At 70.7% G+C, this 22191-nt stretch carries 19 protein-coding genes and 1 pseudogene; 7 read left to right on the top strand and 13 right to left on the bottom strand.

Features of this window, described 5'->3' with window-relative positions:
- Positions 1-80 precede the first annotated feature (80 nt).
- The 6 genes and pseudogenes from ACFV7R_RS22975 to ACFV7R_RS22950 all read right to left on the bottom strand — a co-directional run bounded on the left by ACFV7R_RS22975 (position 81) and on the right by ACFV7R_RS22950 (position 4442).
- Positions 81-1003 (bottom strand): annotated as a pseudogene (locus ACFV7R_RS22975) (LLM class F420-dependent oxidoreductase).
- 76 nt (positions 1004-1079) lie between these two features.
- Positions 1080-1550, bottom strand: coding sequence for a DUF6099 family protein (locus ACFV7R_RS22970; RefSeq protein ID WP_385266270.1), 471 nt, complete (start codon positions 1548-1550; stop codon positions 1080-1082).
- Between the two features lie 224 nt (positions 1551-1774).
- Positions 1775-2110 carry a nucleotide pyrophosphohydrolase gene (locus ACFV7R_RS22965; protein WP_385266268.1) on the bottom strand — a complete coding sequence of 112 codons (336 nt, stop codon included), beginning with the start codon at positions 2108-2110 and terminating at the stop codon, positions 1775-1777.
- Complete coding sequence (locus ACFV7R_RS22960) at positions 2107-3279, bottom strand: AAA family ATPase (RefSeq protein WP_385266265.1); 1173 nt, start codon at positions 3277-3279, stop codon at positions 2107-2109. The genes ACFV7R_RS22965 and ACFV7R_RS22960 overlap by 4 nt, the downstream gene beginning before the upstream one ends.
- A gap of 122 nt (positions 3280-3401) precedes the next feature.
- Entirely contained in the window at positions 3402-3791 is a 390-nt protein-coding gene (locus tag ACFV7R_RS22955) for a cell division protein SepF (RefSeq protein ID WP_206307028.1), read from the bottom strand.
- A 135-nt stretch (positions 3792-3926) separates the two neighbouring features.
- The gene (locus ACFV7R_RS22950) at positions 3927-4442 is read right to left on the bottom strand and encodes a YceI family protein (protein ID WP_385266263.1); all 516 of its coding nucleotides are present in this window, start codon (positions 4440-4442) and stop codon (positions 3927-3929) included.
- Positions 4443-4568: 126 nt separating this feature from the next.
- Between ACFV7R_RS22950 and ACFV7R_RS22945 the strand changes: the two genes are divergently transcribed.
- From ACFV7R_RS22945 to ACFV7R_RS22925, 5 genes are all read left to right on the top strand, one after another.
- Positions 4569-5072, top strand: a complete 504-nt coding sequence (locus tag ACFV7R_RS22945) for a MarR family winged helix-turn-helix transcriptional regulator (RefSeq protein WP_385266260.1) — start codon at positions 4569-4571, stop codon at positions 5070-5072.
- A 79-nt stretch (positions 5073-5151) separates the two neighbouring features.
- Positions 5152-8274, top strand: coding sequence for an FAD-binding and (Fe-S)-binding domain-containing protein (locus ACFV7R_RS22940; protein ID WP_385266257.1), 3123 nt, complete (start codon positions 5152-5154; stop codon positions 8272-8274).
- Between the two features lie 314 nt (positions 8275-8588).
- Positions 8589-10679, top strand: a complete 2091-nt coding sequence (locus ACFV7R_RS22935; RefSeq protein ID WP_385266255.1) for an MMPL family transporter — start codon at positions 8589-8591, stop codon at positions 10677-10679.
- An 89-nt stretch (positions 10680-10768) separates the two neighbouring features.
- Complete coding sequence (locus tag ACFV7R_RS22930; protein ID WP_385266252.1) at positions 10769-12055, top strand: sensor histidine kinase; 1287 nt, start codon at positions 10769-10771, stop codon at positions 12053-12055.
- 65 nt (positions 12056-12120) lie between these two features.
- Positions 12121-12738, top strand: coding sequence for a response regulator transcription factor (locus ACFV7R_RS22925; RefSeq protein ID WP_240797811.1), 618 nt, complete (start codon positions 12121-12123; stop codon positions 12736-12738).
- A gap of 93 nt (positions 12739-12831) precedes the next feature.
- On the opposite strand, the gene ACFV7R_RS22920 is transcribed toward ACFV7R_RS22925, so the two are convergent.
- From ACFV7R_RS22920 to ACFV7R_RS22890, 7 genes are all read right to left on the bottom strand, one after another.
- Complete coding sequence (locus tag ACFV7R_RS22920) at positions 12832-14040, bottom strand: acyltransferase family protein (RefSeq protein ID WP_385266250.1); 1209 nt, start codon at positions 14038-14040, stop codon at positions 12832-12834.
- A 332-nt stretch (positions 14041-14372) separates the two neighbouring features.
- Positions 14373-15593 carry a methionine adenosyltransferase gene (metK, locus tag ACFV7R_RS22915; protein WP_385266248.1) on the bottom strand — a complete coding sequence of 407 codons (1221 nt, stop codon included), beginning with the start codon at positions 15591-15593 and terminating at the stop codon, positions 14373-14375.
- Between the two features lie 78 nt (positions 15594-15671).
- Entirely contained in the window at positions 15672-16001 is a 330-nt protein-coding gene (locus tag ACFV7R_RS22910) for a DUF6059 family protein (protein WP_385266246.1), read from the bottom strand.
- A 19-nt stretch (positions 16002-16020) separates the two neighbouring features.
- Positions 16021-17694, bottom strand: coding sequence for an NAD(P)/FAD-dependent oxidoreductase (locus ACFV7R_RS22905; protein ID WP_385266243.1), 1674 nt, complete (start codon positions 17692-17694; stop codon positions 16021-16023).
- A gap of 16 nt (positions 17695-17710) precedes the next feature.
- On the bottom strand, positions 17711-18136 hold the full coding sequence (locus ACFV7R_RS22900; protein ID WP_385266241.1) for an ester cyclase: 426 nt from the start codon (positions 18134-18136) through the stop codon (positions 17711-17713).
- The gene (locus ACFV7R_RS22895) at positions 18133-18936 is read right to left on the bottom strand and encodes a methyltransferase domain-containing protein (protein ID WP_385266239.1); all 804 of its coding nucleotides are present in this window, start codon (positions 18934-18936) and stop codon (positions 18133-18135) included. The genes ACFV7R_RS22900 and ACFV7R_RS22895 overlap by 4 nt, the downstream gene beginning before the upstream one ends.
- A gap of 187 nt (positions 18937-19123) precedes the next feature.
- Positions 19124-19864 (bottom strand): thioesterase II family protein, encoded by a 741-nt coding sequence (locus tag ACFV7R_RS22890; protein ID WP_385266237.1) that lies wholly within the window; start codon positions 19862-19864, stop codon positions 19124-19126.
- 323 nt (positions 19865-20187) lie between these two features.
- On the opposite strand from ACFV7R_RS22890, the gene ACFV7R_RS22885 reads away from it, so the two are divergent.
- Together ACFV7R_RS22885 and ACFV7R_RS22880 are read left to right on the top strand one after the other, a co-directional pair.
- A complete protein-coding gene (locus ACFV7R_RS22885) occupies positions 20188-20550 on the top strand; it encodes a hypothetical protein (RefSeq protein ID WP_385266234.1) in 363 nt (120 codons plus the stop codon).
- Complete coding sequence (locus ACFV7R_RS22880) at positions 20547-22130, top strand: multicopper oxidase family protein (RefSeq protein WP_385266232.1); 1584 nt, start codon at positions 20547-20549, stop codon at positions 22128-22130. The genes ACFV7R_RS22885 and ACFV7R_RS22880 overlap by 4 nt, the downstream gene beginning before the upstream one ends.
- Positions 22131-22191: the final 61 nt, after the last annotated feature.

Below are 22191 nucleotides of genomic sequence, written 5' to 3'. Positions count from 1 at the left end.
CCGGCCTCCGGCGGATCGCACTGCACGGCCCGATCCGCCGGGTTGCCGATCCGTCGGTCTGTCGATCGGTCGTACGAGCGTTACGACAACTGCGACTGGACCTGGGCGGAGATCAGCTCCAGGTGGTCCAGGTCGTGCAGGTCGAGGACCTGGAGGTAGATCCGCCGGGCGCCGGTCTCGGTGTAGCGGCCGATCTTGTCGACCACCTCGGCCGGTGTGCCCGCCAGGCCGTTGGTCTTCAGCTCCTCGACCTCGCGGCCGATCGCGGCGGCGCGGCGGGCCACCTCCTGGTCGTTGTTGCCGACGCAGACCACCAGGGCGTTGGAGTACACAAGGTCGTCGCCCTTGCGGCCGGCCTCCTCCGCGGCGGCGCGGACCCGGGCGAACTGGCGCTCACTGTCCTCGACGGAGGCGAACGGCATGTTGAACTCGTCGGCGTACTTCGCAGCCAGCCGCGGGGTGCGGGTGGCGCCGTGGCCGCCGACGAGTACGGGGATCTTCGGCTGGGCGGGCTTGGGCAGCGCCGGCGACTCCTTGAGCTCGTAGTACTTCCCCTGGAAGTCGAAGGTCCGGCCGACCTCCGTCGCCCACACCCCGGTGACGATCTCCAGCTGCTCCTCGAGACGGCCGAACTTCTCCTTCGGGAAGGGGATGCCGTACGCGGCGTGCTCCTCGGCGAACCAGCCGGCACCCAGGCCGAATTCGACACGGCCGCCGGACATCTGGTCGACCTGGGCGACCTGGATGGCAAGGACGCCGGGCAGCCGGAAGGTGCCCGCGGTCATCAGCGTGCCGAGCCGGATGCGCTTCGTCTCGCGGGCGAGGCCGGCGAGGGTGATCCAGGCGTCCGTGGGGCCGGGGAGGCCGTCCCCGGAGCCCATCTTCAGGTAGTGACGGAACGGAAGAAGGCATCGAAGCCAAGGTCCTCAGTGGCCTTCGCCACGGTGAGCAGGGTGTCGTAGCTCGCCCCCTGCTGGGGCTCGGTGAAGATTCGAAGATCCATATTTCCATCCTGCCCCCTCGCCCTCCGCACGGCGTCATGGGACCCACCGCCGAGGAGGCCCCCATGTCCCGACCTGCTAGCCCGCCTCCCGCTCCGGCACCACCTGCTCCCGGTCCGCCAGCTTGCGCAGCATCTCCAGCACCCGGTCCCGTGACTCGTCCGCCGCGTCGATGGCCTCCATGCACTGCCAGTACGTGCCCTCGTCGGGCGCGGAGCAGGCGATACCGACGAGGGCGATGCCGACCTCGCCGAGCAGGCCGCCGAGGTGCAGCAGAGCCTGCCGGGCGTCGCCCAGCTCGGTGAGCTGGGCCGCGCGCAGCTCACCCGGGTCGAGCTCCGGTGTGTCGAGCACGCCGCAGCCTCTGCCCGCCAGCTCGGTCAACCCCAGTGCCTCACCGCGCAGTTCGGGCGGTCCGGAGACCGCGAGCCGGCTGCCGATCGCCTGGGCCAGGGCCTGCGCCTGCCACACCTCCGTCATGGCCTGAGCCGTATCGCCGCTTGCCGCCAGGGCACGCCTGCTCGTCAGGATGAGCCGCACCGCATCCATGCGCTGCCCCCGTCTGTCCCGCCGCGCTCTCAGCACGTCGCCCGAACTCCCTTGTCCACTACCCAGAGTGAGGGAGCGTGAGACGAAAAGCCAGAGGAAGACGGAAATCTGTGGACAACAATTCGGATGCTGTTCAGATTTCAACTGCGGAGAGTGAAAGTGGAGCCTTCGACTCCCCACCCGGGCCGGGAGCCTGAGACCCCCGCCCCGGAACCGGAGCGGGGTCAGGGGCCGTCCGGTGCCGGGAACCGCCGCTCGTTGCGGTCGATCTTCGCGTCGAGCGCGGCCAGCGGGTCGATGCCGAGCACCTCGCACAGCTGGAGCAGATACGCAAGGACGTCGGCCACCTCGTCCGTGACGCGGTGCGCGGTGTCGGGGTCGGACATGACGCGGGCCGACTCCTCCGGCGTCAGCCACTGGAAGATCTCGACCAGTTCGGAGGCCTCCACACTGAGCGCGGCCACGAGGTTCTTGGGCGTGTGGTAGCGCTGCCAGTTGCGCGCGGCGGCGAACTCGGCCAGCCTGCGCTGAAGCTTCGCCACGTCCAGGTCTTCGGTCACGCGTCAAGGTGTACCACCGTGACTCCGTCCGTCCCCTGCGCCCAGGACGCGTCGCTCACCGCGCCGACCAGGCGGATGTGCCCGCGCTCGCACATCCGAGCCGCCAGCCGCAGCAGTTCGCCGCACTGCCGTGGGTCGAGTGCGCGGTCGAAGCCGTCGGCGAGGACGGTGAGCGTCTGCATGGCCGCCGGCACCTCGCCGGCCGGGTCGACCTCCAGGACGCCCGGGCCGGTGAGCAGCACCAGGGTCAGGGCGAGGTATCGCAGCTCACCGTCCCCGAGCCGTTCGAGGGCGGTCCGGATGCCGTCGCCCCGGTCCAGCACCGCGCGGACCGTGCCGGCGCCGAGCGGTTCGGCGAGAACCTCCGCGACGGTTCCGGCGCATCCCGCGCGCACCGCGGCGACGAGCTGCGCATGCCGCCGGGCGCACTCCGCGCGGGTGCGCCACAGGACGTCGGCCAGGTTGTCGCAGCCGCCGAGCAGCCGGCCGGAGCCCATCGGCACGGGGAGGCGCATGCGTTCCGGCCGCGGGTCGCAGGAAAAGACGGAGCGCAGGGCGACGACCATCTGTTCGGCGGCGGCGAGGACGCGCCGCTGTCCGTCGGTCTTGCCGGCCACCCGCAGCGGCAGCAGCGCGGTGCCGAGCCGGTCGTCGGGCAGCGGGGCGCGGGTCACCGGCGCCGAGCCGGCCGTGTGCCAGGCGGCCTGGACGGCGCGCCGGCCCGGGTCGCGCAGGGCGGTCTCCAGCAGGACCACGCCGTCGGCCGACAGCCGCTCCCCCACGACACGCAGGTCGGGTTCGGCCTGGACGGCGACGTCGAGCCGGACCGGGCCCTCGGGGCCGTCGGCCGTGCAGCCGATGCGGAAGCCGCGGCGGCGCTGGGCGTCGGGCCGGGCGCGTTCGGGCACGCAGGCGGCCGGGGCGGGGAACGCCTCGCCGAGTTCGGCTCCACCACCGAGCCGGGCCAGCGCGTCGTACGCCCGCAGCGCACTCGTCTTGCCGGAGCCGCTGGGCCCCGCGAGCAGGGTGAGCGGGCCGAGCGGGAGTACGGCACCGCGGTGTCCGGCGAAGGCGGAGAGTCGCAGCTCGGTGACGTGCGGCCGGTCCGGCGACCCGGGGCGGGGCGGGGTGGAGGTGCCGGACGCGGACGTCATGGATGACACGGCCATATCCGGACCGTAGGACTCCATGATCGGACGAACCGTTCCGCCTCCGGGACCTTCCTACGATCGGGCGACCGTACGGGGGCGATGTCACCCACAGGGGGTGCCCGCCCGGTGTGCGCCGGCCCTCACGGGCCGGACACACCCGCGCCCTCCATCAGGCCCTGCACCTCGGTACCGGGCGGCGTCAGCAGGAACACGTTGCGGTCCACTCGGTGCATTCCGCTGCCCCGGCCGAAGACGACGCCCGTGCTGAAGTCCAGGACCCGCTTGGCGACCTCCGTCTCGGCGCCGGTCAGGTCCAGCAGCACCGGGATGCCCGCCATCAGCGTCTCGGCGACCTCACGGGCGTCCCCGAACACATTGACCCGGAGCACGACGAAACGACGGCGCGTCTCGGTCTCCGCCTCCGGCAGCGCCCGGTGGTCCACGGCGGACGGCCAGGCGTCGCGGCCGCGCAACGGAACGACCTGGGCGAGTCCTTCCCACTGTTCATCGGTGACGTCGTGGCTGTTCACCGGCTCCCCCCGATCTGACTCGCACTCGTCGCCTGCACCAGGCAATTCTTACGGCAAGTCACCCGTTCGGCCGAACAGCGACACGGTCTGCGACGATTCTGTGGCCCTTTCCTCCGGAGTTGCGGCTTATTTTCCTCAGGTGGCGGCGCGGGTGAAGCGGAGCGTGGTCGCGATCGTGGTCAGGCCGCCCATCATGCGCAGCTGGTTCCAGGTCATGCCGAACTCGTTTCGGTCCACGGTGAACTCCGCATCCAGCGTGACCTGTTCGGCGTCGGCCCCGAGGAGGCGGGCGTCGAAGGTCAGCGGCCTGCTGATGCCGAGCACGGTGAGCTGACCCTTGACGTGCACCTTGTCACCGTCGCGCAGTTGGGCCTCGCGGGCGACGAAGGCGATCTCCGGGTGGTTGTCGGCGTCGAAGAAGTCGGCGGACCGCAGGTGCGTGTCGCGCTTGGCGTTCTTGGTGTCGAGGGAGGCCACGTCCAGGGTGAGGGTGCCGGTGGCGGTGCCGTCGGGGCGGACCTCGCCCCGGCCGCTGACGGTCCCGAAGGCGCCCTTGACGGTGACCAGGCCCCAGAACGTCTTGTGCCGCACGGCGACGGTGGAGGCGGTGGTGTCGAGCTGCCACAGGCCGGTTTCCACGGCGACGCTCATGATCGTTCTCCTGTCGGCCGGGTACTCCGCATGAGTACTCCAAATTTGGATGACCTCACGCTAGCCGACTGTCCAAATCTGAACAACTTCCTCGTCCAAAATTGGACGACAGGTACACTCGAAACCATGGCCGACCCCGCCAAGCACCCCGCTGACCTGCCCGCATGCCCGTCCGCACAGGGCGGCGGCCTGCTGCCGCCGGAGCTGCGCGCCTGGATGCTGATGCGGGCCACGATGGGGGCCGTGGAGCAGCGGCTGCGGTCGGTGGTGAAGGAACGGCTCGATGTGTCCCACGACGAGTTCCTGGTGCTGTGCCTGCTCGCCGAGCAGCCCGAGGGCGGCCTGCGCATGACACGGATCGCGGAACTGCTGGGCCGTCCCAAGACCCGGCTCACCTACCAGATCGCCTGCCTCCAGCGCGCCGGTCTCGTCACCCGCCGGTCGGCCTGCGGAGACCGGCGGGGCATCGAGGTCACCGTCACGGACCAGGCCCGGCGCCTGCTGGAGGAGGCGTCCGGAGCCCTGGCGGAGACGGTCACCGAGGCCCTCGCCACCTGCGTCGGACAGGCCGAACGGGACGCGTTGTCCGCCCTGCTGCCGAGGCTCACCGGCGAGGCGCGCGCCGAGTGACCGGCTTGTCCGGGCGGCCGACGGGTACTCGGCGTGCCGTGCTTCAGGGCGCGGTCGCCGCCATCCCGGAGGAGGCTTCATGGGCGCGCTGGACCTGCCCGATCCCGTCACCCTGCGGCCGGGCGCACCGCCCGTCGACGCCGCGGCGCTTCAGGCCGCGCTGCGGGCGCGGGTGGACGGGGAGGTGCGGTTCGACGCCGGGAGCCGGGCCGCGTACTCGACGGACGCCTCCAACTTCCGGCAGACCCCGATCGGCGTGGTCGTCCCCCACACGCCCGAGGCGGCCGCGGAGGCGGTGGCCGTCGCCCGGGAGTGCGGCGCGCCGGTGCTGTCGCGGGGCGGCGGGACGAGCCTCGCCGGGCAGTGCACGAACACCGTCGTGGTGCTCGACTGGTCGAAGTACTGCAACCGGCTCGAGTCCGTGAACGAGGAGACGCGCACCTGTGTCGTCCAGCCGGGCATCGTGCTGGACGAGCTCAACCGGCACCTCGCGCCCACCGGTCTGCGTTTCGGCCCGGAGCCCGCCACTCACGCCAACTGCACGATCGGCGGCATGATCGGCAACAACTCGTGCGGCGCCACCGCCCAGGCGACCGGCAAGGTCGTCGACAACATCGCCCGGCTGGAGGTGCTGTTGTACGACGGCACCCGGTTCTGGTGCGGGGAGACGAGCGACGAGGAGTACGCCGGGATCGAGCGGCGCGGCGATCCGCGGGCCTCCGTGTACCGCGCCCTGCGCGCCCTGCGTGACACCTACGCCGACGAGATCCGCCGCCGCTTCCCCGGCATCCCGCGCCGCGTCTCCGGTTACAACCTCGACTCACTCCTGCCCGAGCACGGCTTCGACGTCGCCGGACTGCTGGTGGGCAGCGAGTCGACGCTGGTCACCGTCCTGCGGGCGGAGCTGGAGCTGGTACCGGTGGTGAAGGAACGGACGCTGGTGGTGCTGGGGTTCGACCGGGTCGACCGGGCCGCCGACGCGGTGCCGGACATCCTGCCGTACGAGCCGATGGCGCTGGAGGGCGTCGACTCCCATCTGATCCGCGACGAGCGGCTCAAACACCTCAATCCCAGGGCGATCGCCGAACTCCCGGAAGGACATGCCTTCCTGATGGTGCAGTTCGGCGGGGACACCGTCGAGGACGCCGACGAGCGGGCGCACCGCATGCTGGCCGCGCTGCACGAGTCCGAGCACGACCCCGAGGTCGCGTTCCTGGACGATCCGGCGCGGGAGGAGGAGCTGTGGCAGGTCCGCGAGGCCGGCCTCGGCGCCACCGCACACGTCCCGGGCCGGCCCGACACGTTCGAGGGCTGGGAGGACTCGGCGGTGCCGCCCGAGCGGCTCGGTGACTATCTGCGCCGACTGCATGGTCTCTACGAGGAGTTCGGCTACCAGAGCGACACCGGACCCAGTCTGTACGGCCACTTCGGGCAGGGCTGCGTGCACACCCGGATCCCCTTCGACCTGTACACGGCCGAAGGCATGGCGGCCTACCGGCGGTTCATGGAGCGGGCGGCGGATCTGGTCGCGGAGTTCGGCGGCTCGTTCTCCGGGGAGCACGGGGACGGGCAGAGCCGGGGTGAGCTGTTGCCGCGGATGTTCGGCGACGACCTGGTGGAGGGCTTCGGGCAGCTCAAGGCGGTGTTCGATCCACAGAACCGGATGAACCCCGGCAAGGTCGTGGCGCCGTACAGACTCGACGGGCACCTGCGGCTCGGCGGCGACTGGGCGCCGTACGACCCCCGGGACCTCCGCTTCCGCTTCCCCGACGACGGCGGCTCCTTCGCCCAGGCGGCCAACCGGTGCGTCGGCGTCGGCAAGTGCCGGCAGCTGACGACCGAGGGCGGCACGGTCATGTGCCCCTCGTACCAGGTCACCCGGGAGGAGGAACACTCCACGCGCGGGCGGGCCCGGCTGCTGTTCGAGATGCTCGACGGCCACGGCGACAGCGCCGTCCACGACGGCTGGCGGTCCGAGGCGGTGCGGGACGCCCTCGATCTGTGCCTGGCCTGCAAGGGCTGCAGGACCGACTGCCCCGCCAATGTCGACATGGCGACGTACAAGGCCGAGTTCCTCGCCCACCACTACACGGGGCGGCCCTGGCGCAGGCCGCGCTCGGACTGGTCGATGGGCTGGCTGCCGGCGCTGGCGCAGGTGGTCGGCCGGGCACGGACGGGACCGGTCGTCAACGCGCTCACCCACACACCCGGACTGTCGCGGGCGGCCGTCGCGGTCGCGGGCGTCGAGAAGCGGGAGGTGCCACTGTTCGCGGCCGAGACGCTCCAGCAGTGGTTCGCCCGCCACGAGCCGTACTGCGACACGGACCGCGGCACCGTCGTGCTGTGGCCGGACACCTTCACCAACTTCTTCCACCCGCACATCGGCCAGGCGGCGGTACGGCTGCTGGAGCACGCGGGCTGGCAGGTCGTCGTCCCCGACGAGCCGCTGTGCTGCGGGCTGACCTGGATCTCCACAGGCCAACTGGGCACCGCCGAGCGCATCCTGGCCCGCACCGTGCGGCGCCTCGCCGGGCATCTCCGGGCCGACGGGCTGGTGGTCGGCCTGGAACCCAGCTGCACGGCCGTCTTCCGCGCCGACGCCGGAGAGCTCCTCCCCGGGGACCACGACGTGCGCCGGCTGCGCAGCCAGACGGTGACCCTGGCCGAGCTGCTCACCGAGCACAGCCCCGGCTACGCGCCGCCTCAGGTGCCGGGCTCGCGGGCACTGGCGCAGGTGCACTGTCACCAGCACGCGGTGCTGGGCTGGGACGCCGACCGGGAGCTGCTGCAGCGCGCCGGGGCCGATGTGGAGCGGCTGGAGTCCGGGTGCTGCGGGCTGGCCGGGAACTTCGGCTTCGAGCGGGGTCATCTGGAGGTCAGCCGGGCGTGCGCGGAACGCGTACTGCTGCCGGGGCTGCGCGCGACGGACGCGGAGACGGCCGTCCTGGCCGACGGCTTCAGCTGCCGTACGCAGATCCACGAGTTCGACAGCGGCGGCCACGAGGCGGTCCACCTGGCGGAGCTGTTGGCCTCCGCGCTGCCGGGCGCCCCGGACGGCGGGTACGGCACACGCCCCGCCCCTCCGGGCCGTACCGCCAAGGCGCTCGCCCTCGCCGGAACCGGACTGGCCGTGGGAGCCGCCGTCGGCCTGCTGCGCCGGCCGGCCCGCCGAACCCGGCGCGTCCTGGCGCCGATACCTTGACCGACGATTCCGACGTATTACCGCCGGGCCGCCCGTCGACATACCCATGAAATTCGGTGCCGTGCCGGGAATGCGAATCGATCGGTATTCATCGGCTCGGCCACTCGAATCCCCCTGCCATTTCTGTGCGTTGCATTTCTTCGCCGGTACTCTCGCCGGCGTACTCCCGTGGGTGTACTGCCACCCCCGGAACGCCCCGGGGAGTACCGCCCCTTTCCCCCTTCTGCGCGACGCAGCGTGCCTTTCGCTGCGGAAGCCTGGATGCGCTCACAACTTTTGACTGTACGGCGGACATCCAGAAGGAGGCCGGCCCCATGGGTAGCGCGGCGCAGCAGAGCGGGAGCGGCAAACGACGACGGGCGCTGCCCTGGGCGGTGCTCGGCCTGTGGGTCGGGTTACTGGTCCTGATCGCCCCGTTCTCGGGCAAGCTCTCGGACGTACAGGTGAACCGCGCGGTCGACTATCTGCCGACCAGCGCGGACTCCACGCAGGTGGCCAGGATCCAGGACAGTCTGCCGGGCGGTGAGGCCACATCGATCGTCGTCGTCTACCACCGCGACGGCGGCCTCACCGAAGCGGACCGCACCACCGCGGCCGACCAGATCGCGCAGGTCGAGGGCGACTTCGACCTCAGCGCCGGGCCGCAGGCCGTGACGTCCCAGGACGGCACCACGGTGATGTACCCCGTCAGCACCACCGCGCCCGGCCAGGACGACGAGGCCCGTGACGAGTTCGTCGCCGGTGTGCGGGACATCACCCGTGGCGGTGACGGACTCGACGTGAAGGTCGGCGGCCCCGACGCCATCTCCACCGACGCACGCGAGGTGTACGGCTCCCTGGGCGGTCCGCTGCTCTACACCACCGCCGCCATCGTCGCGATCCTGCTCGTCCTCATCTACCGCAGCCCGTTCCTGTGGCTGGTGCCGCTCATCGTCGCCGGTATCGGCGACTTCATGTCGATGGGCGTCGCCTACGGCCTCCACGAGCTGTTCGGAACCACCATCAGCAGCCAGAGCTCCAGCGTGATGACGATCCTGGCGTTCGGCGCGGGCACCGACTACGCGTTGCTCATCGTCGCCCGCTACCGCGAGGAACTGCGGCGCGTCGTGCACCCGTACGACGCGATGCGGGCCGCGCTGCGCGGCTGCGGCCCCGCCGTCCTCGCCTCGTCCGGCACCGTCGCCGCCGGTCTGCTGTGCCTGCTCGCGGCCGACCTCGGCAGCAGCCGTGGCATGGGGCCGCTCGGTGCCGTCGGCGTGCTGTGCGCACTGGTCGCGATGATGACGCTGCTGCCCGCCCTGCTCGTGCTGCTGGGCCGCCGGGTGTTCTGGCCGGTGGTGCCGGCCTACGGTTCGCAGCCCAAGGAGCGCCGTTCGCTGTTCGCCTCCATGGGCAGCTCCGCGGGCCGTCGACCGGTGACGGTCCTGCTCGGCGGTGTCGTCGTGCTGGGTGCGCTGACCCTGGGCACGCTGAACCTCCCCGGCAGTCTCAAGCAGGAGGACTCCTTCACCGAGACGCCGGACTCGGTGGTGGCCATGAAGACGCTCGCCGAGGCGTTCCCCGAGCGCGGCACGGAACCCGTCGTCGTCACCGCGCCGACCGACAAGGCGGACGCGATCCTCGGCACGGTGCGTGGCACGTCGGGTGTCGAGAACGCGGAGCTCGGGCGGTCCGGCGGCGGCTGGACCGAGATCACCGTGATCACCGAGTCGGTTCCGCAGACCCCCGCCGAGTCCGAGACGATCAAGAAGCTGCGGAGCGAACTGCACGGCGAGGGCGCCTACGTGGGCGGCCCCAGCGCCGAGCAGCTCGACCTGAAGGAGACCAACAACCACGACCGTGTCGTCGTCGTGCCCATCGTCCTGGCCGCCGTACTGCTCATCCTGATCGTCCTGCTGCGCAGCCTGGTCGCACCGCTGATCCTGCTCGCGGCGGTCGTCGCGGTGTGGGGCGCCTCGCTGGGCATCGCGGGTCTGGTCTTCGAGCCGCTGTTCGGCTTCGAGGGCACCGACCCCGGACTGGGGCTGCTGTCCTTCGTGTTCCTCGTCGCCCTCGGGGTGGACTACGGCATCTTCCTGATGCACCGCATGCGCGAGGAGTGCCTGGACGGGGCCGAACCCTCGGTCGCCGCGCTGACCGCGCTGCGGACGACCGGATCCGTGATCGCCTCGGCGGGCCTGGTGCTCGCGGCGACGTTCGCGGTGCTCACCAACATGCCGATGGTGCAGCTCGTCGAGCTCGGTTTCACGATCATGGTCGGTGTGCTGCTGGACACCTTCCTGGTGCGTACGTACCTCGTGACCTCGGCGAGCCTCGCGCTCGGCCGGAAGGTCTGGTGGCCGGGTCCGCTGTCCCGGCGGCCGGCGGCGCGTTCCGTCGAGCGGGAACTGTCCCCCACCGCGTGACGGTTCGCCGACCGGGGGCGTCCCTCTTTCAGAGGGGCGCCCCTTCGACAGAGGATGGCGGTGTGAATGTGAGTGACACGTTACGGCGGTTGGGCAGGGCTGTGCCCGGCAACCGCCGGGTCATGGTCGACGACGGTCTGCTCGCGGCGGCGATGGCCGCAAGCGCCGTGGTCGTCACGCAGGTCGGCGGGACCAGCGGCCGTGCACCCGACGCCCTCGGCTGGCTGCTGCTGCTCGCGGCGCACATCCCGATGGTGTGGCGGCGTACGGCGCCGATCCGCTCGTTCCTTGCCCTGACGGCCTTTCTGGTGCCGTACCACGCCCTCGACTACGACCACGGGGCGCTGATGGCCGCCTCGATGGCCGCCCTGTACACCATCGCCTCCACGGGGCCCGTCCTGCGCTCCGCGCTCGCCGGAGCCGGGGTGGTCGGACTGATGCTCACGGTGAAGTTCGCGCAGGGCCTCAACGAGGGCACCGCCGCGCTGCGCGTCTCCGGGTGGATCATCGCCTTCCTCGTCCTCGGCATCTGCATCCGCTACCACCGCCAACACGTCGCCGCCGTCCTCGAACGGGCCGAGCGCGCCGAGCGCAGCCGCGAGGAGGAGGTCCGCCGCCGGGTCATCGAGGAGCGGCTGCGGATCGCCCGTGACCTGCACGATCTGCTGGCGCACAGCATCACGCTCGTCGGTGTGCGCACCTCCGTCACCGCGCACGTGCTGGAGCAGGATCCCGATCGCCTGGACCGTGCGGCCGTCGCCAAGACGCTCGAGGACATCGCCGAGGCGTGCCGTGCCGCGCGGGTCGAACTCCGCGCCACCCTGCAGGTCCTCAGGTCGGGACCGGACGACACGCGTGGCCCGCTGCCCGGCCTCGACGCCCTGTCGGACCTGGTCGCCACGGCCCGCGCCGCGGGAGCCACGGTGCGCCTGGACGTCGCCGAGACCCGGCCGCCGGCCGCCGTCGGCGCGGCCGCCTACCGCATCGTGCAGGAGGCCCTGACCAACGCGGTACGGCACGGCGGCCCGAACCCTGCGATCCGCCTCACCGTGCGCGAGCAGGCCGGGTCCCTGCACGTGTCGGTCACCAACCGCGGCACCGCACCCGCCGTGCCCTCGGCGCATCCGCCCGGCTTCGGCCTCGTGGGCATGCGGGAACAGGCCCGCAGCGTGGGCGGCACGCTGGAGGCCGAGCCGCGCCGGGACGACGGTTTCGAGGTGCGGGCCGTGCTGCCCTTCACCACCTCTCCGCTGTTCGCCGCGTCCGCCGAGCCGGCCCCGGCTCAGGCCCCGGCGGCGGCCTCCGCACGCCCGTCCGTGACGGCCGCGTTCGGCAGATCCTTTCGCCTCGATCCGTCCGGTGGCGGTGCCCAGTGACCGAGACCGCTCCCATCCGTGTCCTGCTCGCCGACGACCAGACGCTCGTACGGGCCGCCTTCGCCATGCTGGTCGACTCGGCCCCGGACATGGAGGTCGTCGGGCAGGCCGGCACCGGCCACGAGGCCGTGGAACTGGCCCGCTCCACCCGGGCCGACCTCGTCGTCATGGACATCCGCATGCCGGACCTCGACGGGATCGAGGCGACCCGGCTGCTGGCCGCCGACGAGGACCTGGCCGGCGTGAAGGTGCTGACGCTGACGACGTTCGACACCGACCACCACATCATCGAGGCGCTGCGCGCCGGCGCCTCCGGGTTCCTCGTCAAGGACACCAAGCCCGCCGAACTGCTGGAGGCCATCCGGACGGTGGCCGCCGGAGACGCCCTGCTCTCCCCGGGCCCGACCGCCCGTCTCATCGCCCAGGTGCTGCGCGCCCCCGACGCGGCACCGCGCTCCGCCCCCGTCGCCGGTCTGACGATGCTGACCGCCCGGGAGCGCCAGGTGCTGACCCTGGTGGCACGCGGCCTCAACAACAAGGAGATCGCCGATGCCCTGGGCGTGAGCCCGCTGACCACGAAGACCCAGGTCAGTCGCATCATGGGCAAGCTCGGCGCGCGTGACCGGGCCCAACTGGTGATCGTGGCCTACGAGTCCGGCCTGATCACCCCGGGCGCGGACTGACGACACCGCTCCACGCGCCGGCCGCGCAGAACGCCTCCGGCCGCTGCCCGCGCGTTCGGCGGGCAGCGGCCGGAGGCGTTCTGCGTCGACGGCTCAGCTCACCAGCTCGCCCTTCTCCGCGGGTACCTCGGCGGACCTGCGCTTCTCGGCACGGGTCCCGAGCCAGGCCCGTAGCCTGCGCTCGATCGGATCCTCGTAGAAGCGGTGCACGAGCCAGCCCACCAGGAGCGAGACCGCGAGGCTGACGGCGCCCCACAGCCAGTGGGCGTTGACCGGTGTGACGGGGTCGAGGAAGAAGTCCACCATCTCCTTGTCGGGGTAGACCATCGCCGCGACCGTGAAGAGCACCGTGAAGTGGAACAGGTAGACGCCCATGGACGTCTTGCCGAGCGCCACCAGGGCGGGCCTGCTGAACAGCGAGCCGTGGCCGTCCGCTTCGCGCTGTGTGTAGGCGGCCAGCAGAAGGGCGTACATCGGCGCCATGACGAGGTCCAGCGGGTCGTGCGGCACCTCGCTGCGTACCGAGGTGCCGCTCATCGCCAGCATCACGCCGAGCACCACCGCCATGGCCGCGTACACCTGGCCGACCGAGAAGCGGAACTTCAGGCCCCGCCGCATCGCCGCCGCCATCCAGACACCGCACAGGAACTCGTGGATGCGGCCCAGCGGGGAGTAGATGCCGAAGGTCAGACCGCTCGCGTCCTCCAGGGCGAGCGGCTCGCCGGGCGGGTAGGCGGCCCACAGGGCGATCCTGATCACCCAGCCGTAGGCCAGCGTCAGACCGGCCAGCCACAGCAGCTGCCGGGGGGTGCGCCGCAGCGCGAACCGGCCCACCCACAAGAAGATCGCGTAGAAGAACACGACGCACGACAGCATCCACGTCACGGGGTTGGTCGACTCGAGCACGACCGGCGGTATCCACGCCTGCACGAAGAACAGCGCGGCCACGGCGGCGCCGATCATGTGCGCGGCGTCGGTGGCGGGGTCGGCGAGCGCGAAACCGAGGGGCAGCGCGAGCGCGATCACCAGCGTGGGCCAGATCCGCGCCATGCGGCGGCCGAGGAACCACCCCAGCCGGTCGTTGCCCCGGAAGCTCCAGGTCAGCGCGAACCCGGACAGCACCAGGAAGAAGGTGCCACCGGAACCTGCGAGCCCGAGCACGTCGTTGACGTGCGGGACGGGCATCAGCACCGCCAGATGGGAGATGAACACGGTCATCGACATCAGAAACCGCAGACCGGTGAGGGAACGGACGTTCCGCAGTGGCGGTGGCTGCAGTTCTTCGTTGCCGGGCTTGGTCATTTTCGCCTCACTGAAGTCTCGGGTCGACCCGTCGACGGTCCCAGCAGGCGGCAAAGCCCCCATCAATCCCGGGCAAACCACACATCCCGCCAACGCGCCCAGCGCAGTCGCGCGGCCGGGCCGCGGGACTGCGCTGGGCATGGTGAGTGCGAGATGTGGCCGGTTCGACTCAGTCGATACCGCGGACGATATGGGGCTCGATCGGCTCCTCCTCCACGCCGGCGAGCCCGAGCACGGGCACCAACACCTCTTCACGATCCGGCAGTTGTTCCTCCTGCTCCTCGTTCATCACTCCTCCTGAAGATCGTGCGACTCCGAACGGACCGGCCTCGCTACCTCGTCGCCGCCTCGCGCAGGGCGGCGGCGCGGTCGGTCCGCTCCCAGGTGAAGTCGGGCAGCTCACGGCCGAAGTGGCCGTAGGCGGCCGTCTGCGCGTAGATCGGACGCAGCAGGTCGAGGTCCCGGACGATGGCGGCCGGGCGCAGGTCGAAGACCTCCGTGACCGCCTGCTGGATGCGCTCCCCCGGGACCGTCTCGGTACCGAAGGTCTCGACGAACAGACCGACGGGCCTGGCCTTGCCGATGGCGTACGCGACCTGCACCTCGCAGCGTCGCGCGAGTCCGGCGGCGACCACGTTCTTGGCGACCCAGCGCATCGCGTACGCCGCGCTGCGGTCCACCTTCGACGGGTCCTTGCCCGAGAAGGCACCGCCGCCGTGGCGGGCCATGCCGCCGTACGTGTCGATGATGATCTTCCGGCCGGTCAGGCCGGCGTCGCCCATCGGGCCGCCGATCTCGAACCGTCCGGTCGGGTTGACCAGGAGACGGTAGGAGTCGGTCTCCAACTTGATTCCCTGATCGGCCAGTTGGGACATCACCGGCTCGACGACATGCTGACGGACATCGGGCGTCAGCAGCGTGTCCAGGTCGATGTCCGCGGCGTGCTGCGTGGAGACGACGACGGTGTCCAGACGTACGGCACGGTCGCCGTCGTACTCGATGGTGACCTGCGTCTTGCCGTCGGGCCTGAGATAGGGGACGGTGCCGTCCTTGCGCACCTGGGTCAGCCTGCGGGACAGCCGGTGCGCCAGCTCGATCGGCACGGGCATCAGGCTCGGCGTCTCGTCGCTGGCGTAGCCGAACATCAGGCCCTGGTCGCCGGCGCCCTGCCGGTCGAGTGCCTCGTCGTCGCCCGCGCCGGAGTCCTGCACGCGTGTCTCGTAGGCCGTGTCCACCCCCTGCGCGATGTCCGGCGACTGGCCTCCGATCGACACCGAGACCCCGCAGGACGCACCGTCGAACCCCTTGGCCGACGAGTCGTAGCCGATCTCCAGCACGGTCTGCCGCACCAGCGCGGCGATGTCCGCGTACGCCGAGGTGGTGACCTCACCGGCGACATGGACCTGGCCCGTGGTGATCAGCGTCTCCACCGCGACACGCGCGGTCGGGTCCCGGCTGAGCAGCGCGTCGAGGATCCCGTCACTGATCTGGTCGGCGATCTTGTCCGGGTGACCTTCGGTCACCGACTCCGAGGTGAACAGCCGCTTGGCCATCGTGTGCTCCGTTGCGAGGTGTGAGGGGGTGCGAGGGAAGGGTGGTGGCCCCGGCGGCACGGGCCGCCGGGGCGCTGATCAGGGGTCGGTGTAGAAACGCGCCCAGATGTCGATCTCGTCGGGGGACAGCGGCACATGGCTGCTCAGCCGCTCCGGATGCCCGTCGGGCGGGGCGTCGAGCAGGGGTGCCGACGACTCCGGCTGCGCGGCGGGGATTTCGGGCGGCGGCGGGTGCACCCACATCAGACCCGCGGCCTTGAGCCCCTCGTACACGGTGGTCAGGAACCACGTCCCGCAGACGACGACTCCTCGGGACAGGGCTGCGAAGTACCCCTGGCTCTCCCCTTTGTCCTCGCCGGGACCGCCGGACGGGCTCTCCCCGTCCGCTTCGCGCTCTCTGTCCGGCATGACGCGCCCGCTCCCCCGCCTATTCCGGGATGATCACTTCGCGCGGGGCGGACCCGCCGCTCGCGCCGGCCGTCGACTCCATGGGGGCGAGATAGCGCATCTCCTCGGGAGCCTCGTCGAGCAGCCATGCGGACATGGCCTTCAGCTCCGGAATGCCCGGGAACATGAACCGGCGGTTCTTGTCCTCGATGCCGATGCCGCGCAGGATGCCGGGCGAGTTCTCGATGGCCGCCATGAGCCGTCGGCCGGCGACGGCGGCGGGGAGTTCACCCCGGTCGACGGCGTCGCACAGGGTGACCATCTGATCGAAGACCGCCTTGTACTGGGGCTGGTCGGGAAGCAGCAGGCCCGGATAGGGCACGTCCTCCATCTCCCGGAAGACCCGGTCGTCCCGCGTCTTGCGGTAGCGCTCGATGAACCGGTCGAAGCGGAGGTTGATCGGCACCTCGGCGGCCGCCCACACGCGGTAGACCGCGTTCCACAGCTCGTAGTCGGAGAACGCGATGAACGAGGCGTTGACCAGCTGGTCGTTGTAGCGGATGAGACCCTTCTGCAGGGTGTCGACGTAGCGGAACCGCTCCACGTCGAAGTCGTCCTCGCGCAGGGCGTCCAGCAGACGCCAGGCGAAGGAGTTGATGATCTCCGTGGTGTTGGTCAGGCCGCGCGAGTAGAGCGGGTCGAGGAAGCCCGCGGCGTGCGACATGAGGCACCAGCGGTGGCCGACGGTTTCCTTCGAGGTGTACTGCAGCCGGCCGGTCGAGACCCAGGGGCGGACCGTCACCGCGTCGGCGAAGATCCGCTCGACCGCGGGGAACCGCTTGACGAAGGTGCGGAACTCGTCCTCGGGGGTCACCCCCTCCTCCTTCGGATAAAGCCGCTCGTCGTAGGTCAGGCCGACGCTCACCAGCGGGTTCTTCGACCTGGGCTCGTTGTTGAACGGGATGGACCAGATCCAGCCCCGCTCGAACATGTGGTGCATGGTGCCCTGCACCCAGGGGATCGGCGGCAGGTCCTCCGGCTCCATCCGCAGGACGTCGTCGGTCGGCTTCACCCCGATCATGTGCGTGAACAGGGAACGCGAGTGGTGCTTGAGGGCGTCCGGTCCCTCCCGCAGCCCGAGCTTGTCGGCCACCGGCGAGCGGAAGCCGCTGCCGTCCACGAGGTAGCGGGCGGTGAAGCGCTCCCCCGCCGCGTCGGCCACGGCGACCTGGTCCTCGCCCAGCTCCAGGTCGGCGACCCGGAAGCCCTGTCGTACGGCACAGCCGTACTTGATCGCGGTGTGGAAGAGGAAGGCGTCGGTGTCCTGCCGGAACAGGTGCCCGGTCTGCAGCGCCTTGGAGGGCGGGCTGAACTGGTTGACCTCCAGGGGGTCGGGCTCCTCACCCTCCTTGTGCAGCATGAAGCCGAAGTGCTTCTTGACCCCGGACGTCGGGCCGATGTTGTGCAGGCCCCCTTCGTACGACGTCAGGTACTCCAGCTCCGGAATGCCGTAGCGCTCGGCGAGCTGCCGGTACCCCTTCAGGGTGTACAGGGTCGTGGACTCCCCCACGGCGAACTTCGGATGCACCGCGGCGTCGATGAGCAGCACCCGGACGTCCTGGCGCGCCAGAATGGCGCCGAGGACCGTGCCGGCGCTGCCCGCGCCCAGGATGATGACGTCGTAGTCGTACTCGACCGCGCCGGATCGCGTCATGTCGGTCTCCTCTTCCTCACGTGCCGTCAGCGGCCGGGGCGGTGATCTGTGCAACGACTTCGCCGGTGTCGAAGACATTCCAGTCCCGCACGACCTTGCCGTCGCGGATCTCCCAGATGACGATCCCGGAGACCCTGATCCACCGTCCCGAGGCGGGAACCCCCCGGTACACACCGGTGTGCCGGGCGGTCGTGGTGTAGTGCGTCACGACATGGCTGCCGTCCGTCAGGACCAGATCCAAGGTGACGCCGATGTCGGAGAACGCGCTGTGCACCGCACGCACGCTCCGGCGGGGCCCGTCCGGGCCGACCTTCCTGCCGTTCAGTACGAAGTCGTCCGCGAAGACCTCCCCGGCGACGCTCACATCGCCCTCGGCCCAGCCCTTGGCGAACCAGAACTCGGCGAGCCGCGCGTGCTCCGGCGCCGCGGTGGCGCCGGTCACTTCTTGGTCCCGGAGACGACGACGAAGGTGCCGAGCATGAGGAAGGTGCCCTGGGCGTCACGGCGCTGGATCTCCTCGCCCCAGCCCAGGGCCCGGGTCTCCTCGGCGATGCCCTGCGCGGCGGCGGCCGCGGCGGCCTTGCCCACCCAGGTCAGGGCATCGGCGGCGGCCAGGCTGGTCAGCGCCACGGGCATGAGCTTGACGGTGACGTCGACGGCGCCCGCCTCGATGAGCAGCCTGCGCAGCTGGCGCGCCACCCAGGCGTTGGGGACATGCTCGCCCCACCAGGTCATGATCCGCCGGGTCAGGTCACGGTCCGTCAGGTCCGGTGCCCACAGCCCGTGGTCGGGGTCGGTGATCAGCACCTGCCCTCCGGGCTTGACCACCCGGAGCATCTCGGCGACGGCCGCCGCGGGGTCGGGCACGTGCTCGATGACGCGCTCCGCGCGAGCGGCGTCGAAGGTGCCGGCGGCGAACGGCAGCGAACCCGCCTCGCCGTGCAGGAACTCCACCTCGGCGGCCCCGGGGCCGGCCGGCGTCGCCTGCGCGATCAGCTGCTCGCTGGAGTCGATCCCCACGACCCTGCCGCCGGGGCCGACCCGCTGCGCGATCGCCCGCACATCGGCGCCGGTGCCGCAGCCGACGTCCAGGACATGGCTGCCGGTGGTCACGCGCAGCATGTCGTCGAGTTCCGTCTTGACGGACGCCAGCACGATCGCGGCCTGGTCGAGGAACTTCTTCGCGTCGTCAGCCGCACGCCATACGTCGGCCGGCTTGACCTGGCCCGTTCCGGTAGTCATCGATCGGCTCCCAGTGATGAGTCGTGAATTCACCCGCCGGACGGGCGGGATCTGCCGGACGTCACCGTCCGCGCAAGATCACGGGACCGATGACGCTTCGACGGTACGGACGGCCGATAAAGCACCGCGAAAGCACGGTGACGGCCTGCCGTGAATCGCCGGGCGACCAGCCGGTTTCACATGGTTTTCACCACGCGTTCAGGACGGTCGCGGCCACGTCCCGCACCGTGTGGTCGAGATAGAAGTGACCGCCCTCGAAGACGCGCAGCTCGCCCTTGGCCGTGGTGTGGGCCCGCCATGCCGCGGAGTCCCGGAGCGAGACGATCGGATCGTGCGTGCCGACCAGCGCGGTTATCGGGCAGGTCACCCGCGCGTCCGGAGCCGGCCGGTACTTCTCCACCGCCCGGTAGTCGGCCCGCACGGCGGGCAGTGACATCGCGCGGATCTGCGCCGCGGACAGGCGGGCGGGATCGGTGCCGCCGAGTCTGCACAATTCGGCGACGAGTGCATCGTCATCACCGAAATGCGCCGTCGACTGTCTGAAAACCGACGGCGCGGAAACCGCTGATGCAAACAAACGCCTGGGACCAGGAGCGGAAACCTGCTGGAGACGCAGGGCCACCTCAAAGGCGACGAGGGCACCGAGACTGTGCCCGAAGAACACGAAGGGCCCCTCCACCGCAGGTCGCAGCGCCTCGAACGCCGCATCGGCGAGCTCCGCGATGCTTTCCAACGGCGGTTCCGCGCGCCGCTCTTGACGTCCCGGATACTGAACCGCGAGGGTCTCGGCATGCGGGGCGAGCTCGATCGCCAGGGGGCGGAAGTAACTGGCGGACCCGCCCGCGTGCGGAAAGCACACCACGCGGACCGAGCTGTCCGGGGCCGCGACCAGCCGCCGTATCCAGGGTGTTTCTGTGTGCGTCAGCATCGCAACGCCCTCCAGCACATGAGGCGGCAGCCGCCTCTTTCATCGGATGCAGTGCCGGGCACGAGCGTAGGCAGCACAACAAGTGGGGGAAACAAGGGAATCGCCGGCTTAAACCAGAACTGACAGCGCGCTTAATCTCCTCTTCACCGCACACTCGACAGGACGGGCTTGCGCCTCTGGGCAGCCAGACGGTTTGATTACCCGAGTCCTACGACTGTGTGCACTTCCGCATGTCACAAGTGCCGTAACCCACAACACGGGGTATTCGTATGTCTTTACGTCGTTCCCTCCTCTGCCTACGCATAGCCGCATTGCTCCAGTCCGTGCTTCTCATCGCCCAAGTCGCCCTGGCCGGCGGCTTCCTCGGCGGGCATTTCGACATGCTGCAGATGCACGGCGTGCTGGGCCGCGGAATCGTGGTGGTGGCCCTGCTGATGGCCGTGGCCGCCTTCCTGGTGCGCCGGGCGGGCGGACCCTCGTCGGTCCTCGGCACTTCGGTCGTGCTGCTGCTCGCGCTCATCGGCCAGATGGCGCTCGGCCTGAACCGCAGCGTGGCCGCGCATGTGCTGCTCGGCGTGATCATCGTCGCCGCCGTCGCCGTCCTCTCCCAGCGCGTGATGACCACACCACTGCCACCCGCACACTCCTCCGGCACGCCGAAGCGTGAGTCGGAGCTGGTCTCGTGAGGCGCCGCACCTTCCTGGGCACGGGCGGCGCCGTTCTCGGCATGGGAGCCGTGACGCTGGCGGGATGGCCGCTGCTGCGCTCCTACTTCAGCGAGGGCAAGCCCGGCGAACTGCTGAGCAGCACGGCGAAACTGCCCGAGCCCTACCAGGTCCCCCTGCCCGTCCCGCCGGTGCTGGAGCCCGCCTCCACCAGCGGCACCACGGACTCGTACGACATCACCCAGCGCGTGGCCGAGTTGGAGATCCTGCCGGGTCTGCGGACGAAGGCCTGGACGTACGGCGGTACGTTCCCGGGGCCGACCATCGTCTCCCGCTCCGGGCGGCGCACCGTGGTCCGGCACCGCAACGAGCTGGACCAGCCGGTCGTCGTGCACCTGCACGGCGGACACACCCCGGCGGCGAGTGACGGCTATCCGACCTCGCTGATCCTCCCCGCGAACGGCTCCTACGACGCCCATCGTGCGGCCCAGGACATGGCCGGCGGCAAGCACGGCATGTCCATGGACCACGGGGCGATGGACCTGGCCGAGGGCGTGCGGAGCTACACCTATCCGCTCGAGCAGCGCGCCGCGACGCTCTGGTACCACGATCACCGCATGGGGTACACCGGGGCGAGCGTGTGGATGGGCCTGGCCGGGTTCCATCTCGTCCACGACGACGAGGAGGAGCGGCTGCCGCTGCCGGGCGGCGAGCGTGACATTCCACTGATGATCACGGACCGGTCCTTTGCGGAGGACGGATCGTTCCGTTACCCCCTGGTGGACCCTCAGTTCCACGCTCCGGGCGTCACCGATGCCTATATGAACGGCGTGCTGGGTGACGTGGTGCTGGTCAACGGTGCGCCCTGGCCGGTGCACGAGGTGGAGCGGCTCCGCTATCGACTGCGGTTCCTCAACGCGTCCAACGCCCGTCTGTACAAACTGGAGTTGGACCCGCAGCCGGAGGGCGGCGACGCCTTCGTCCAGATCGGCAGCGACGGCGGGCTGCTGGCCGCCCCTCGCCGTCACGACTCCCTGGAGATCGCCCCCGCCGAGCGCTTCGACGTCGTCGTCGACTTCTCCCGGTACCGGCCGGGCACCAAGGTGCGCCTGCTGAACCGCTTCGGAGACGGCACGACCGCCGAGGTCATGCGCTTCGACGTGGGGTCGGGATCGCCCGCGGACGACACGACGGTGCCCGAGAAGCTGAGCGAGGTGGTCCCGCTGGATCCGGGCCGGGCCTCGGTCACCCGGGACTTCCACTTCCGCGGCTCGGCCGCGGGCTGGACCATCAACGACCTGGAGTACCAGCCCGGCCGGGCGCTGGCCCGGCCCAAGCTGGGACAGACCGAGGTGTGGCGGTTCACCACGAACTTCCACCACCCGATCCATCTCCACCTGGACCACTTCCAGGTGGTCTCGCGCAACAACCGGGATCCCGGAGCGTTCGACCACGGCTGGAAGGACACCGTGGACCTGCGTCCGGCCGAGGCCGTCGAAGTGGTCGTCCGCTTCACGGACTACGCGGGCCCCTTCATGCTCCACTGCCACAACCTGGAGCACGAGGACATGGCCATGATGGGTGACTTCGTCACCGAGTAGGGCCCCGCCGAGCGGCCGGCTGCCTCCCCGTCGAGGGAGGCAGCCGGCCCTTTTTCGTCTG

Origin of the sequence: Streptomyces sp. NPDC059866, assembly GCF_042731325.1 — a bacterium.
In the GTDB taxonomy this organism is placed as follows: domain Bacteria; phylum Actinomycetota; class Actinomycetes; order Streptomycetales; family Streptomycetaceae; genus Streptomyces; species Streptomyces flavusporus.
The sequence above is the reverse complement of the archived record's forward strand: the minus strand, read 5'-3'. Positions and strand labels throughout refer to the sequence as shown.